General features: G+C 64.3%; 9 protein-coding genes. 2 read left to right on the top strand and 7 right to left on the bottom strand.

The window, feature by feature from the left end; all coding sequences use genetic code 11:
• Positions 1-154: 154 nt before the first annotated feature.
• Positions 155-3,304: a S41 family peptidase gene (locus BN1118_RS18700; protein ID WP_043557481.1), complete on the top strand. Its 3,150-nt coding sequence runs from the start codon at positions 155-157 to the stop codon at positions 3,302-3,304.
• Here the strand turns inward: BN1118_RS18700 and BN1118_RS18695 are convergent.
• The 7 genes from BN1118_RS18695 to BN1118_RS18665 all read right to left on the bottom strand — a co-directional run bounded on the left by BN1118_RS18695 (position 3,287) and on the right by BN1118_RS18665 (position 13,417).
• On the bottom strand, positions 3,287-4,582 hold the full coding sequence (locus BN1118_RS18695) for a ferredoxin reductase family protein (protein ID WP_043557480.1): 1,296 nt from the start codon (positions 4,580-4,582) through the stop codon (positions 3,287-3,289). The two genes, BN1118_RS18700 and BN1118_RS18695, sit on opposite strands and share 18 nt — an antisense overlap.
• A gap of 178 nt (positions 4,583-4,760) precedes the next feature.
• On the bottom strand, positions 4,761-5,075 hold the full coding sequence (locus BN1118_RS18690) for a hypothetical protein (protein WP_043557479.1): 315 nt from the start codon (positions 5,073-5,075) through the stop codon (positions 4,761-4,763).
• Positions 5,062-6,312, bottom strand: a complete 1,251-nt coding sequence (pgaC, locus tag BN1118_RS18685; protein WP_043557478.1) for a poly-beta-1,6-N-acetyl-D-glucosamine synthase — start codon at positions 6,310-6,312, stop codon at positions 5,062-5,064. The genes BN1118_RS18690 and pgaC overlap by 14 nt, the downstream gene beginning before the upstream one ends.
• Positions 6,309-8,273: a poly-beta-1,6-N-acetyl-D-glucosamine N-deacetylase PgaB gene (gene pgaB, locus BN1118_RS18680; protein WP_043557477.1), complete on the bottom strand. Its 1,965-nt coding sequence runs from the start codon at positions 8,271-8,273 to the stop codon at positions 6,309-6,311. Before pgaB ends, pgaC begins: the two co-directional genes overlap by 4 nt.
• Entirely contained in the window at positions 8,273-10,657 is a 2,385-nt protein-coding gene (gene pgaA / locus BN1118_RS18675) for a poly-beta-1,6 N-acetyl-D-glucosamine export porin PgaA (protein WP_244463644.1), read from the bottom strand. The genes pgaB and pgaA overlap by 1 nt, the downstream gene beginning before the upstream one ends.
• Positions 10,658-11,389: 732 nt before the next feature.
• Positions 11,390-12,733 carry a reprolysin-like metallopeptidase gene (locus BN1118_RS18670; protein ID WP_043557475.1) on the bottom strand — a complete coding sequence of 448 codons (1,344 nt, stop codon included), beginning with the start codon at positions 12,731-12,733 and terminating at the stop codon, positions 11,390-11,392.
• A 21-nt stretch (positions 12,734-12,754) separates the two neighbouring features.
• On the bottom strand, positions 12,755-13,417 hold the full coding sequence (locus BN1118_RS18665) for a hypothetical protein (protein WP_043557474.1): 663 nt from the start codon (positions 13,415-13,417) through the stop codon (positions 12,755-12,757).
• Between the two features lie 331 nt (positions 13,418-13,748).
• Here BN1118_RS18665 and BN1118_RS18660 point away from each other — a divergent pair, with 331 nt between their 5' ends.
• On the top strand, positions 13,749-15,938 hold the full coding sequence (locus tag BN1118_RS18660) for a glycoside hydrolase (protein ID WP_043557473.1): 2,190 nt from the start codon (positions 13,749-13,751) through the stop codon (positions 15,936-15,938).
• Positions 15,939-15,982: the final 44 nt, after the last annotated feature.

The following is a 15,982-nucleotide window of genomic DNA, read 5'->3' as shown; positions in this document are numbered from 1 at the left end:
CTCAATATATCCAGAGAAACATATCCCGCGCCATCTTTTATAGATTGTTACAATTAACTGCCAAAACAACGGGATACCCCCCCTATCTCGGGATAGTCCCCCGCGGGGGATTGGGGGAAGATAAGGCGCTTTTCACCCCTCAGGAACCTCCACGATGCGATACCGACTCTCCTTGCTGATCCTGCTGATCTGCGCCCCTCTGCAGGCCGCCGAGCCGCGCTGGTTGCGCGAGCCTGCGCTCTCCCCCGATGGCAAGCAGCTTGCGTTCACCTGGCAGAGCCGCATCTACCTGAGTGCGGGGGACGGCGGCCTCGCCACGCCGCTCACCGGCAGCGACTACCTGAGCCAGCGCCCGCTCTGGTCACCGGATGGCAAGCAGATTGCTTTCGCCGCCAACCTCTATGGCAATGAAGACGTGTTCGTGGTGCCGAGCGAGGGGGGCGAGATGGTGCGGCTGACCCGGGATTCGCGCCCCGACCTGCCCCAGGCATTCAGCGCCGATGGCAAACAGCTGCTGCTGAGCAGCCAGCGCCTGACCAGTCCGGAGGCGGATCACTTCGTGGCAGAGGGGCTGCAGGCCAGCGCCCTCTACTGGACCCCCATAGATGGCGGCGCCCTGACTCCGGCCCAGCCCCTGCCCGCGACCCTGGCCCGCCCCCACGGCAGCCAGCTGGCTTATCAGATGCCGGGCATGGATCAGCCGTTTCGCAAGCACCAGCGCTCCTTTGCCGTCTCTCGCCTCTGGCTGTTCGATGGCAAACAGCATCGCCAGCTGACCGAAGACAGGGTCGCCGCCAGCGATCCCGTCTGGGATGACAAGGGCGAGAAGCTCTATTACCTGAGTGAGCGCAGCGGCGATTTCAACGTCTGGCAACGGGATCTGGCCAGCGGTCAGGATCGCCAGCTCACCCACTATCAGGGCCATCCGGTGCGTGGCCTCAGTGCCTCCCGCCACGGCGATCTGGTCTGGTCCTGGCAGGGTGAGCTCTACCGGCTCGATGCCGGCAGCGAGACGCCGCGCAAGCTGACGATCCGGCCGCTCTCGGCCCAGGCTCCCGACGAGCAGAGCGACACCCCGGTCGTCATCGACGAGGCCCTCGTCCGCCAGGATGGGGAGGAGGTGATCCTGGTGAGCCAGGGGGATCTGTTTGCGGTCGACACGCGCCGCGAGCGGGTACGCCAGCTCACCCGCCACCCCAGCGAGCAGTCATCGCCGCGCTACGTGGACAAGGAACAGGGGCTCATTTATCTCTCCGAGCAGCATGGCCCGGCCGCCCTCTATCGCCTGAAGAAGGCGCAGCCGGACCGGCTGTTCAGCGAGCCCGGCCCCCTCATCGAGGAGAAGCTGCTGGCCATGCCGGGCATTGCCATCAGCAAGCCGACCCTCTCCCCCGACGGCAAGCAGCTCGCCTTCGTGGTGGACGGTCAGGCCGTGCACCTGCTGGATCTGGCCAGCGGCAAGCAGCGACCGCTGGTCGCCGCCGAGTTCAACCCCTCCCGCCATGCGGTGGAGCTGGCCTTCGCCCCCGACTCCCGCCATCTGGCGCTGACCCTACAGCCCGACTCGGCCCAGCAGGAGATCGCCGTCATCGACACCTGGGACGCCAAGGCCAAACCGGTCAACGTCAGCCTCAACGGTTATCAGGATGGCAGCCCGGCCTGGAGTCAGGATGGCGGCATCCTCTACTGGCAATCCGCCAAGTACGGCAAGCTCGGCGCCGACGGCGAGCCACTGGATGGCAGCCTGCTCGGCCTCTACAGCAGCCGCGCCGCCAAGAGCGACTTCCTCGCCGAACAGGCGCCCCCCAAGGCGGGTTACGGCTTCGAGAGCGACAAGCTGGCACACAGGGAAGCGCTGCAGTTGCAACCACGCGGCCCCGTCCTCGCCAGCCGCATCGTCGATGATCACCTGATCTATCTGGTGGAGGAGACGGATGCCAATGGCGAGAGCGAGATCAAGGGCTACGCCCAGGAGCTGCGCAAGGGGGAGACCAAGCTGCTGTTCGCCGAGCAGCCTGGCCCGGCGCTGGCCAGCCTCAATGACGACGCCAGCCTCGCCACCCTGGTGCGGGAGGGGGAAGTGACCCTGATAGACATGGCCTCCGGCGAGGCGACCCCTCACCCCTTCGCCCTGTTGCAGAGCGGGCGCTGGCAGGCTCGGATGACGGCCGCCTTTGACCAGATCACCCGGCTCACCCGGGACGAATTCTATCGGGCCGACATGAACGGAGTGGACTGGGATGGCTATGTGGCCGCCTATCGCCGCCAGCTGCCCGGCATCGGCAATGGTCGGGACTTCGGCAACCTGCTGGCGGAGCTGGCCGGCGAGCTGAACGTCTCCCACACCTGGGGCTATGGCCCGGCGCCCTTCCCGCGGCTGCCCGATGACACCGCCAGCCTCGGCGGCTACTGGCGCGAAGACAAACACGGGGTCGAACTGACGGCCCTGCTGGCCGGCGGCCCGCTGGATCAGGAGACGGATCTGGTGCCGGGCGCCCGCCTGCTGGCCATCAACGGCGCAGAGCTGCACAGCCTGAACGAGCTGGATGCCCTGCTCAATCACCAGGCAGGCCAGCGACTGGCCCTCACCCTGCTGCCCAAGGGAAGCAAGGATCCGGTGCAGCTCGATGTCACCGCCATGGACTTGCCGCAGGAGTATCGCCTGCAGCTGGATGGCTGGGTCGCCAAGCGCCGCGCCCAGGTGGCGCAGCTGAGTCAGGGTCGAGTCGGCTACGTCTATCTGCCGGAGATGAGCAGCGCCGTGTATGAGGAGATGGTTGCCGATGCCCTCGGCCGTCAGCGCAATCGCGAGGCACTGATAGTGGACGTGCGCTTCAACAAGGGCGGCTACCTGGCCAACACCCTGGTGGAGTTTCTGACCGGCAACGGCAGCGCCAAGGGGATGGCCCGCAGCTGGCCACGGCTCGGCAAGGGGGAGACGGACGCCGCCACCCGCCAGTGGACCAAGCCCTCCGTGGTGTTGGTCAACGCGGGCAGCTACTCGGAAGGCTCGGCCTTCCCCCAGTACTACCGCACCCTCAAGGTGGGTCCCATCATCGGCGAGCCAGTGCCGGGCACGGGCACCATGGTCTATGGCCACGAATCCAGACTGATCCCGGGGCTTGCCTACGGCATCCCGACCCTGGGACTGCGCAATCCGGACGGCACGCTTTACGAAAATCAGGAGCTGATCCCGGACGTGCAGGTGGCACTGACCCCGGCCGACATGCTGGCGGGGCGCGATCCCCAGCTGGAAGCCGCGGTGCAGGCCGCCCTCGCCCAGTTGTCAGCGAAAGCGAAATAGCTCGCGGTGCAGGCGCCCACCCGGCAACAGCCGGGCCAGGGCGTCTGCCATCCCTTCCGGCCCGCAGAACCAGACGTCTGCGGGCTTGTTCTGCGCAAGGCTGGCCAAGTCCAGCCGCCCCGCCTGCTTGTCCAGATGCAGCTGATAGCGAACCCCGGTACGCTGACACAACTCGGCCAATCGCTGGTGATAGACGGCGCCGGCCAGATCCGGTGCACACTGGATCAAGGTGATCCCCTCCCCTCGTTCACCACGGGCTACCAACCCCTCCAGCCAGGCGACGAAGGGCGTAATGCCGATCCCGGCGCCAAGCCAGAGCGACTGCCCATGTCGAGCGGGACAGACAAAGGCGCCATAAGGCCCTGTCACGGTCACTGCATCCTCGATCCGGGCCGCCTCGACCAGCTGACGGGTATGGTCTCCCAGCGCCCGCACCGCGATCACCAGCTGACGCTTGTCGGGCGACACCCGCACCAGCGTGAAGGGATGAGGGCCCTCACTCGCATCAAACTCGAAGAAGGCAAACTGGCCTGGCCTGTAGTGCGACAACGGCGTCTCCAGCTGCAAGGTGAATTCACGGGTACTGTCCGCCAGGGTGCGCAGCGCCACTATGCGGCCCTGATGACGCTCCCGCTGACCGGTCAAGCCCAGCAGGGAGTAGATGGCAGCCACAGCCCCTGCGCCACCCAGCAGAGTTATTCCGAGCCCCACGGGTGTCAGCAGGCCAACCTGGGGCAACAGGCAAAGACCGTGTATCCACCCAGCCAGATAGATGAGCGGTGCCAGACGGTGGATCAGCCGAAAACGGCCATAACTCACCAGTGACAACAGGCTCACCACCACCAGGGCGATCAGCAGATAGAAGCTCCACTCCCCCAGCGTATTGCCAAGGGCATGCAGGGAGAGGCCATTACCGGCACCCGCTCCGGCCCCGCTGCCAGCCCCCCGACGGGCCGGCCGGGTCAACCAGCCGGCCGTCACTGCCCACTTGGGCGCTTCCACCAGCAACCAGTGACTGGTCAGGGCCAGGGTCGCGGCCATGGCGCTGTGACGATGGAATCGCAACATGCGATCCAGCCCGCCACACCAGACTTCCAGTCTCGGCAGGCGCAGTGCCAGCAACAGGGTCAGCGCCATGTAACCCAGCCCCAGCAAGCCGGTCAGCAGCAACATCTCATGGCGCCAGGGCCAGACGCCGTTGGCATCTCCTGCATATCCCGCCCACCAGATCACTGTCGCCAGCACCGGCAGCAGCCATAACGCCCGCTTGGTCACCATTTGTTGCTCCTTGTCCCGTCATATCATGCATTGCTCATCCGGCTCGCTCGATGGCCACGCCGGTATCCTTGCCCCATTACACGCCAGTGCCATGACAAGACGTTGCCAGCCACAGGCGACTTGGTGACAGAGTGTGACAAGAGAGGAGATACAAAAATGGGGCCTTATGGCCCCATAGTTAACCGCCTTTGCGCAATGCCCGCCTGCGCATCAGGCGATAGAGCAACCGATTGTAGTTGGCCCAGGAGTGGATCAGCAGGAAGATGCCGAGCAGCAGGGCCAGGAACAGTTGCCCCGCGCTCTTCGCATCCAGCGAACCGATAAAGCTCTCGCCTTCCTGGTTGTCCAGATAGTTGAGCACCGGCTGCAACGCCAGAAACAGCCAGCCAATCCAGGTCACCAGCAGGATCAACAGATCCCGAAGCTTGTATTGCCAACTGCGCCGGGCTCCGTTGCGAATGATCATCTCGCGGCCGAGCTTATGTTTTGTCACGGAAGGACTCTCCTCTGTCAGGGCTTTCCCATACGGCAAGCTGGCCACGTCGACGCAGGATCGCCTTGGGCACGGCAACGATCACCGTCACCAGATTGAGCAGCCAGTAGATAAGCGGATACCAGATACACCAGACGAAGCTGCGGGCCATGGTCTTGTCATAGTGGTTGTCGATGAAGATGCTGACCCCGAACTGCAGCAGGCAGATAAGGGTCATCATGACCCCGGTCCACTGGAACAGATGTCCCCCGGCCAATCCGCTCAGATCGGGCCGGGTCAGCCAGATCAGCGCCAGCAGCAAGATGCTGTAACACCAGGCAACGCTGGAGAGATACTCCAGCAGCAACAGCCAGAAGCGGCGGTTGCGCCAGCGCAAGGCTTGCAAACCGTAATGCAAGAACACCTCGGCGCCCCCCTGCGCCCAGCGCAGCCGCTGCTTGTAGAGGCCGCGCACCGTTTCCGGCATCAACACCCAGCAGAGTGCCTGGGGCTGATAATGGATCCGCCAGCCCACCAGTTGCAGCTTCCAGCTGATGTCGATGTCTTCGGTGACCATGTCGGTACTCCAGCCTCCCACCGCCTCGACCGCCGCCTTGCGAAACGCCACCACCACGCCGGAGACGGTGAAGACGGTGCCGTAGATGCGTTGGGCCCGCTTGATCAGGCCTATGATGGAGCTGAACTCGCCGGTCTGGATCTTGCCGATGATGGTGGAGCGGGTGCGCACCCGCGGGTTGCCGGTGACCGCCCCCACCCTGGGGCTTTCGATGAACTGCTTCACCATCCAACGCACAGCGTCATGATCGAGCACCGCATCGCCGTCTATGCCGACCAGTATCTCCCCCGTTGCCACTTTGAGCCCATTGTTGAGCGCCATCGCCTTGCCCTGATTGTGCTGGTGCAGCACGGTCAGCCGCCCGTTCTGGGCCGCCAGCCGATCCAGCCGCTCGCCTGTGTCATCCTTGCTGCCATCGTTGATGGCCAGCACCTCGAAATCGGGATAACGCTGGCGCAGCAGGTGGCTGATGGTCTCCTCCACGTTGGCTCCCTCGTTGTAGCAAGGCACCATCAGGGTCACCTTGGGATAGTGAGGCAGCACCAGCCCGGTTCTGGCAAGGGTGATGTCCCCTTGCTCCCACTGGAAGTAGTAATAGAGGCCGCCACAGATCCACACCAGTGCCATCAGGCTCGGATAGGCCAGGGTGAAGACGGCAATACCTGAGAGAAAGGCGCTCACTGTAACGCCTCCCGTGTGGCCGGGGTGGCGCTCAGGGGCAGCGGATTGACCTGGGCCACTGACTGCTGGGCTGGCTGAGGCTGGGTCTGTACCGAGAAGACGGGTTTCAGCACGGCGGGATCCGGCTGGTTGTTGTGAAAATCATCCGGGTAGTAGCCGAAGTTGGTCACCCCCTTGCGCTGGATGATCTGCATCCAGCGCGCCAGCTCGGCATCAGGGATGGGCTGGTCGGTACGCCAGTTGCGGCTCTGCAACTCGAACACCAGCCGATTAGCTGGCACCTGTGCCAGTGAATCCTCTGCCAGTCTGGCCAGCCACTCATCGGGGTTTTCCGCCTGCTCCATGTAGGGCATGGCCATCACGGCCGTGTAATCATACGCCCTGGCAAACGCCGCCATGCTCTGGGCAAACCACTGCTGGGATTGCGGCTCGGTCACCAGCGCTGCATAGATGTTGCGGGCAGTCTTGAGCTCGCCGGCGCCCCCCTGACGGTAACGGGTAGCGGCATCGCGCAGCGCCATGGTGAAGTCGATCAGCAGATCCGTTTTTTGTTCTCCTTGCGCCTGCAGCGCATCCGGGGTGCGTGCCAGCAGCATGGGCCCCTCGTAGTCGCTGAAGAAGGCGTCGTCGTGGAACAGCAGGCCATCAAACTTGGTGTAGAAGCCGAGATCCTCGTAGATATCCAGTAGCAGCTGACGGCTGGCGGGATCCCAGGGCGAAAGGCGCAGATACTGTCCTCTGGCGGGGGCACCGGTGCGTCTGTCGGTGACATAAGCGTGATTGGGCCCCATGTCGTAGGCCATCACCGGCATCCAGGCATACACCTTGACCCCGGTCCGGGTCTTGAGCTGCCAGGCGACCCGGTTGAAGAGATCCGCCTTGACCGGCATATGGCGGTTGGGGAAGTAGAGCGCCTCCGCCACCCCGTCGCCATTGTCATCGGCATAGGCCTGCAGATAGACGGTGGTGATGCCGTAGCCCTTGATCCGGTCCAGCAGCATGTCGATGTTCTTGTTCATCTGCTGCGGGTCCTGGTCGTAGACATAGTCCAGATCCACGTGCACCAGCCGCTCCACCTGCCGATCCCAGGTATTGCCCCCCATGATCTCATCCAGGGTTTCGAGGCTGGTGTCCTCCTCCAGCAGATAGCGGCGCACAGTGCTGCCCGAGTCACTCAGCTTGTTGAGCCCCTCATCCAGCGTGAAGGTGTAGGGCATCCCTGCCGCATCTGCCAGCTCCAGCGCGGCCTGGTTGAAGGCGCCGTAGGGCCAGACCAGGATCCGTGGCGCCCGACCGGTCTGCTCCCTGAGCTGACTGGCCGATGCATCGAAGTCGGCTTTTATCCGTGCCCGGTAGCCGGCCATGCTCTCGTAGCCATTCTGGCTCCAGCCAGCTGTGGTGACCGCCGGTTGCACGTTGCCCTGAGGGTTGGCGAGCAGCCCGTAATGGGAGGTGAAGGTGTGGGAGGCCAGTTCCACCAGGCCGGAGGCCTGCATCTCGCGGATCTGCGGCCAGCCAACGAAGTAGCTGCGCGGCAGCTTGTCATTGCCGTACGGGACCATCTTGTCATCCGCCACGTCCAGCCAGCTGCCCACCAGCGCAAAGACCGCCGGGTAGTTGTAGAGCTTGAGCAGCGGGTAGACCAGCCGGTAGAAGCTCTCGTAACCGTCATCGAAGCTGAGCAGGATCGCCTTCTCCGGCAGCGGTGTCTTGCCCGCTTTGGCATCCAGGATCTGCTGGAAGCTGACCGGGTGATAGCCCTGCTGCTTGATCCAGTTGAAGTGGCGGATCAGGGTATCGCGCCGGATGGTCTGGGGGTAAAGCTTGAGGTTGGGGGTCAATTTCAGATCGACGATGTCGTGGTAGCAGAGCACCACATAGTCATCGGGTTGCCGGGCCGCCTGCGTCAATGAAGGCAGCAGTGCAAGCAGTAGAACGAAAGAAGCAAGCCAGCGTCTCATTACATGAAACTCCATTGCAGATTGGCGAAGATGAAATTTCCGAACTCGGGGTTGCCGTCATAGATGGCCTGACGGCGGCCAAGGCCATAGCCCAGGCTGAGAGTGGGGGAGAGTATCCAGTCGTGGCGATAGCTGAGCTGCCACCCCTGATCGCTGCCATAACCCTGCTGCCAGTAGTGGTTGCCACTCATGATCAGGCTCTGCAGCAGGGCGCGACGGCCATCCAGCGGTAGCCGGTAACGCCCAGCCAGCTCCAGCTCCAGATTGCGATCCTGCAGGGGATTGAAGTAGTCGACCTCCACCGCCTCGTTGCGGGAGGTGGCGCCGCGCAAGGTGGTATCGAACCACCAGCGATCCCGGCGCCAGAGATCCTGACGCAGCCAGCCGGAGGCCGTCAGCCGCCGGTTGCCGTCGCTGAGATCCATCCGCTCCAGCCGTAGCGCCCCCTCGCGGGTCTCATCCTGACGCCAGCCCAGATCGAGCTGGTATTGATCGGCGTAGTTGCCGCGCGCCAATGCCCGCAATGGGGTGTCGGCACTGTTGAGGTTGATGGCAAAGCCCTGCGTCCAGTGATCGCCCAGCCGCCAGTCGAGGCGACTCCACAGATAGCCTTTGTGGTTGAGCTCGCTGCCCGAGCCCCCCTCCAGCGTCAATTGCAGCGGATAGAAGGAGATCTCGGCCCCCAACCCGGTATAGGCGGCGCGCTCAGGCTGCTGGTCGAACTCGCCAAAGCTGCCCTGACGACGGACAAACAGCCGATCGCCGCCATCGCTGCGCCCGCTGTAAAAACGACTGTCGTACTGCCAGTCACGACTGGCCTGCACCGAGCCCCCTTCGCTTCGGCCATGGGTCAGCTCGGTGACAAACTGGGGAGCCTGCTCCAGGGTCAGCCGCTGCTGCAGCTCCTGACGATCCCGGGTCAGGTTGCCAAGGGCGCGCACGGCCTGTGGCGTGCCCTGCCAATCGCCCTTGTCGAGCCGGGCGTTGAGGCGACCGGGCTCGGCCAGCACTGTGCGTCCGGCAGGCAACCAGCGCACGGCCTGCTGATAGGCCTGCCCGGCACCATCGGGATGGCCACGCCAGCGGCGGATATCCCCCAGTTGCAGCCAGAGCCAGGGGTTGGCTGGCGCGGTTTTCAGCCAGCCTTCCAGCTGCTGCTCTGCCGCGCCCGCCTCACCACGCCAGGCCTGCAGCAGGGTTTTCAGCTGCAACACCTTCTCGTAGTCATCATTCTCCATCCGCATGTTGCCGGTGAAATCCCAGCGAGTCGGCGGCTCCCGCCAACCGGCCAGCAGCCCCTGCGCCGCGCCATAGCGCTCGCCATCCGAATAGGCGTAAAAGCGCTTCTCCAGCAGCCGTTTGTCTTTGGCTCGCGCCGGGGTCGCCAGTTGCCGGTAAATCAGGGAGGCCTCATCCACGCGCCCCAGCCCGGCCAGCGCATCGGCTCGCGCCTCCAGCACATAATCGGGCAGCGGCCCCTCGCCCTGCAGCGCAGCGGACTCCTGTTCGGCCCGGGCAACGTCGCCGAGGGCCACCAGGGTCACTACCAGATCACGGCGGGCGCTGATGTAAAGCACGTGATCGTGAGGCGCGCGAGCCAGGATCCTGTCCTGCAACGCCAGTGTGTGAGTGAGGGAGCGGCGTGCCAGCACAGGATCCTCGGTCTGGGCCGAGATCCGCAGCAGATTGACCGCCTGGTAGTAGTCGAGCCAGAGCCGATCGACCGATTTGAACAGCTTGGGGTAACGGCTCATCAGATCCGCTGCCGCCGGCCCCGCTCCCAGGCTCACCGCCACTCGATAGAGGGCCAGCACCTGCTCATGGTTGTCCGGCTCCAGCGCCAGCCACTGCTGCCGGGCCAGCAGCTCGCCCATGGGATCTTCACCCTGACGAGCGGCATAGATGCGGGCATCAAGGATCGCCTGATCGCGGCCGAAACGGGCGTCATATTCACCCGCTGCGCGGCGAGCCAACTCGCGGTTGCCCTGATCGCTGGCGGTAAGAAACAGCCCGAGCCAGCCATTGGGGTTGGCGGGATCGCGCCCCTGCAAGATACGGTAATAGCTGATCGCCTCGGCATAACGCTTTTCATCGCGGGCGGCACGAGCCACCGCTTCCAGCGTACTGTTGCTGATGGGGCTGAACTCGCACGGTTCACAGGCGGCCAGCGCCCCCTTGCGATCCCCCCGCCACAGCTGCACAGCGATCAGGTCATCGAGCACCTTGCCGTCGCCGGTTTGTCGATAGAGGGCATCCAGTCCTTGCGCAGCAGCGTCAAGCTCCCCCGCTCTCGCCTTGATGACCCAGTTTTCCCGCTCTTGATCCACACTGCCAGCAAGGGCCAGCAACGGGAGCAGAGTGAACAACAACACAATACGATACATTCGCAACATTCCACCTTTGACACCCATCGGGCAGCTCGCTCCTTGAATGCCCCGACGGCTACGCACATGTGTCTGACCCTGCTGCCATGGCAAAGCAGGGTAACTTCCTGACGGATGTGCCGTTGTGATGGTGAAAGGCGAGGGATGAACCGATGCCTTCCTCAATGCGCGGTCCAGCTGTCTCCAAGAGGAGACCTGTGACTTTCCGAACCCGATTCACATCGGGGGTGGCAAGGTGAGCAATAGTGAAGCGGCGAACAAGTTAGTCAATCGAGACAGATGGGAGCCATTCTCGCTAACGCCCTGCCAGAGGCATCACCACTCTGCTCATGACGGCCGCTTTTACATGACAAATAAAGGAGCTGGGCGCCGTTTTGACAGGTCTGCATCAGAGGTCCACCGCAGACTGTGTCCCTCTCCTTGCCAGGCAGGTTCATGCCGCCAACTTTGACGCACCCGGAACCCACTCCCTGCTGACTACGACAAGTAGCGTCACCACCACAAAAAAGATCCATGTGATAACCATCGAAACTTGATCGAACCCACCAGTGCTGACCCACAGACCGGCGGTGAAAGGCAGGCCGGAGCGGGACAATGGAACAATACAGCCTGTACCGTGGGGACAGAGGGGTAGCTCAGGATCAGGAGGGCAGTTTCGCCATGGCAGAATGGCGAAGATATGACAGGTAGGTACACGCCCCTGACATTGTGCAGCCAGGGGCGCGGCTCATATCAGGCCGGCAGCGTCTCGCCCGGTTGGAGGGCCAGCGCCAGCTGATACCTGTGTTCGGCCAGCTCCAGCTCGCGGCGTGCCTCGTTCACCTTGCCTTCGGCGCCCTTCACCGCCGCCGTCAGCTGGTTGTAGCGATCCCAGCTGCCGTTGTACTCGGCCACCTCAGCGTTAAAGCGCCGGCTGATCTCGTTGGACTGGCTGATCAGGGCATTGTTTTCATCGTGCAGCTGATCGATGCGGGTGCTCAGGCTCGCCTGGATGGCGCGGATCCGGCGATACTCGTCCGGACTGTAGCTGCCGTTGTAGCTGTTGTGCTCCTGCACCAGCCGGTTGATCTCCTGCACCGTCTGCCTGTTGCGCTGGTTCAGAGCTCTCAGCTCGCGATCGTAGCGATCAAAGTTGGCCTTGAGCGCCTGCTGCCGATCCTGCAGCGCGGTACTGGCTGTCACTTGCTGGCGGTAGTGGGCCTGGGCCGTCGCCAGATCCTGACGACGCGCCTCGAGCGAGTGTTCCAGCTCGCCCAGATCCGGCATAGCCTCCGTCACCATGGTGGGGTAGAAGCTGGCGATCTGGGGCGTGGTGACCCGCAGCGCCCGCACCGCATCGGCACCGTTGGCCTGATCCCTGTGATCCACGCCGCAGGGCTGCCCCTTGCAGACCAGATCCGGGCTGGAGAACTTGTACTCATGGCTGTAGACCCCGAAGCTGGAGGGATAGGCCATCACGGTGGCGAAGGAGCCCTGCACCCCGTGCCCCAACGCATAGTGGTAGGTGCCGCCCGTACCATCCTGCAGCCGGGAGTGGTTGAGCCCCATGTTGTGGCCCAGCTCGTGTGCCAGCACGACGTCGCCACAGCCGGTGGCGGTGACATGGCTGAACATGTTGCCGGCTTCCTTGGAAACATCCCCGTCGGCATACGCCTTGCGACCATCGGCATAGGTGGCTGAACCGCCCACCCAGGCCAGCCCGCAACTGCCGTGGTCACCCGTGTTGGGCCGCATCAGCACCACCATGTCGGCGCCATAGCGGGTACGCAGGGTCGGCACCGCCTTGAAGGCCTGGTCGCTCTGATGGGTCACCGCATTAAGCGCGGATTCGTCCGTGCCGCCATCCGGATAGTTCACCTGCTGGCTGTGCACGGCCCGCACCGTCAGATCCAGGCCGCTGGCGGCATAGATCTGGTTGGTGACGTTGATCATGTGCTGGATCCGGGTCTGGGCATCCCCCTGATAACGGGCCGCCAGCCCGGGGCTGTGCAGCACCATCAGATCTATGGTTTCCGCCAGCACGGGCGTGGCGCCGAGCAGACCCGCGATCATGATCCCCAAGGTTGTTTTCTGCATGTGATTTTCCTTCTTCTGTTGTTATTGATGAGTCGGGATCAGGGCATCGCTGCCGCCATGACCCAGATCCAGTGGCGGGTTCTTGTAAACCCAGCCCTTGCCCCCCTGGGTCTCGACGGAGTAACTGCCTTGCGGCGTGCCGATGAACCCGAAGGTGGCTTGCTTGCCAACGGTGAAATTGACCGGATAGCTGTCACCGTCGACCCGTATCTCGCCCTGCCAGTTGCGCTCCCCGCCCCGCTGCAGCTCCACCCTGGTCACTCTGGCCTCCAGCGTGCTGCCATCCGGCAGCGGCAGGGTCACGCTGTCGCCGACCTGGGCCTGTCCCAGCTCGCCGCCCTGCAGGGCGATCGGCTGGGGCTGTTCGGCCCCCTCGCCGGGCTCCGCCAGCGGAAAGTCGGCATCCACCTCGGCCGCCTGCCAGGGGGCATCCAGCTGCTGGCTGCCGTCCTCACGCAGCCGGCTCGGCTTGGCGGCTGCCTCTGCCGGCGCAGGCTTGATCTCGGGTGTCGGCATCACGGCAAGCTGAGCCGGCTCTATCTGCCCGGGGGAGTCCGCCAACGGCTCGCCGCTGTGGCCGGCCTCCAGGTCCGGCGCCGCCGGCTGCGGCCACAGGTACCCGCCGATCACCCCGGCCAAGAGGGCGAGCAATCCCAGCCAAAGCCCCCATTTCGCTCTCTTCATACTGATACTCCAGCCAAAAACAATCCTTATAAAACAATTAATTGCATTCAAAGTGAGCGGGCATGCTAGAAACCGACGGGCAGGCTGACACCCCCCTATATGGGGCGTCGAAAAATGGGAGGTAGACGTTCACGCCCTCTGGGCGAGTCGCTGAAACCAGTGCTGGCGGGGGCTGAGAAAGGGTTCGAATGATGCTTTTTTGGCACATGAAAATGGCCCCAAAAAGGACTGGCATGATGCCATTCACCCCATATGGGTTAAGCAGATTTGGCTGTACCGGAGAGCGGACGACGGCGTACCCTGATGCCATCAATCAGGTCAAGGATGTTGAATGAAGGCTTCACAGACAAAGGCGCCAGCACTGGGCTGGCTGCTGATTTCACTGCTGGCGGCGCCGCTGGCCGCCGCCCCCCTGACGCTGCAGGGTGAGACGCAAAGTTATCGCATAGATCCCGACACCCTGGCCATTTCGGTCAACAAGATCCCGGTCAGCGCCGGCCAGCCCGCCCGCCAGGTCGATCAGTTGCAACAAGGCGAACAGCAGGCCAGCTGGCACTGGCCAGCCCAGGACGCCAGGGTGGAGGTCAAGCTGGACGGCAATGACTTGCTGCTGACACTGGTCAGCGACAGTCCCCGTCAGCTGGCCTGGTACAGCCTGCCGAAAAACCAGACCCACCTGTCGCTGGCCTTTGGCGAGGGCAGCCGCTTCTCGGTACGCGACAGCGACTGGCTCGGCTATGTCGGCGACGAGCTGGCCGAGCTCAACACCCATTACGACCTCAAGCTGCCGCTCTGGAGCCAGGACGCGGGCAAGCAGACCTACAGCTGGATCCTGCAGACCCCCTACGACAACCAGCTCAGCTTCACCCGCAAGGGGGGGCGGCTGCAGCTGAGCGCCCGCCACGAGTTCAGCAGCTTCAACCAGCAGGCGCCCATGGTGGTGCGGCTGAGCGCGGGGGATGACTGGCTGGCCGGCGCCCGCCGCTACCGGGAGTGGCTGCAGGGCGAAGGCGCCTGGCAGTCCCTGGCCGACAAGTTTGCCCGCATCCCGGCCGGTCGGCGGCTGATCGGCGCCAGCCATGTCTATCTGTGGGGCGATGCCCTGCTCGATCGGCAGGACGTGACGGATTGGCCCGGCCTGCAGGCCAAACTCGGGCAGAAGCCGGAGTGGCTGCAAAACTTTCACGCCGAGGAGCGGGAGGCGCTGGCCGCCAAGGCACCCGAGCCCTGGCAGCAGGCCCTGATCATGGCCGGCCTCAACCGGCTGATTGCCAGCCAGCTGCCGCTGCCCGCCCAGCAGGGCCCCCTGGCCCAGAGCAAGGTGCTGGCCCTGCGCCAGCAGTGGGCCAAGGGCCGGTTCGGCGAGCAGCTGGTGGCGCAGGAGCGCTGGGGCCAGGGGCTGTCGCTGCCTGTGGTCGAGGCGCTGCAACAGGCGGGGCTGCGCAAGCTCTGGCTCGGCACCCCGCAGTGGACGGCAGCCCTGCAGCAGGGTTATGCCCTCACCGCCGCCCAGCGCCAGGGCTATCTGGTGGGCAGCTATGACTCCTACGATACCGCCATCGCGCCCGGCAGCAACGACAGCTGGCTCACCGCCCAGCTGCCGATCGAGATCGGCAAGCGCTGCGCCATCGTCGAGGCCAATGGCAAACCCAAGCCGGGCTTCGGCGGCGAGGGGGTCTACCTCAACCCGGGCTGCACCCTGCCGTTTGCCAAGAGCCGCATGAGCGAGCTGGCCAAGGCCAGCGGCATCAACAGCCTGTTCCTCGACGTGGACGGCACCGCCATGGCCTCCAACGATTACAACCCGGCCCACCAGCAAGGCAGCCAGGCCATGATCGCCGACCGCAACGCCCGCATGAGCTGGGTAGGGGAGCGGCTCGGGCTGGTGCTGGGCTCGGAGGATGGCAACGCCCTCACCAGCAAGCCGCTGATGTTTGCCCACGGCATCCAGAGCTGGGGCTTCGGCTGGGAGGATGCCGCCATGCGCAAGCAGGCCAAGTCACCCTACTACCTCGGCAAGTGGTGGCCGGACGAGGCGCCGCAGGTCTTCTTCCAGCCCGCCCGGCTCAAGCCGCGCTACCTGAAAACCGTGTTCAACCCGGCGGACCGACTACCTCTCTACCAGGCGGTGTTCCACGACTCTGTGCTCAACAGCCACCACTGGCTGCTGGACAACCTCAAGTTCCCGGGCATCAAGGAGGAGCGCACCCTGCTCGGCCTGCTCTACAACACGCCGCCGCTGGTCAACCTGAGCCGCAGCACGCTGGACAGTCGCCTGCCGGAGCTGGTGAGGCTAAACAGCCAGTTCGGCCCGCTGCACGAGGCGCTGTGGGACAAGGCGCTGGTGGAGTTTCGCTGGCGGGACGGGGTGGGCCGGGTGCAGGAGACCCGCTTCTCCGACGGCAGCCGGCTGGTGGCCAACTTCAGCCACAGCAGCATGATGATCGATGGCCACAAGCTGCCGGGCAGGCAGCTGCTGGTCGCCCTCAAGGGCAAGCCGGTGAGCCTGCTGAAGATGTGACTGACCCGCTCGTCATATAAAGAGAGAGCCCTGCCAATTGGCAG

It is taken from the genome of Aeromonas bestiarum, from assembly GCF_000819745.1.
Classification (GTDB): Bacteria; Pseudomonadota; Gammaproteobacteria; order Enterobacterales; family Aeromonadaceae; genus Aeromonas; species Aeromonas bestiarum.
The sequence above is the reverse complement of the archived record's forward strand: the minus strand, read 5'-3'. Positions and strand labels throughout refer to the sequence as shown.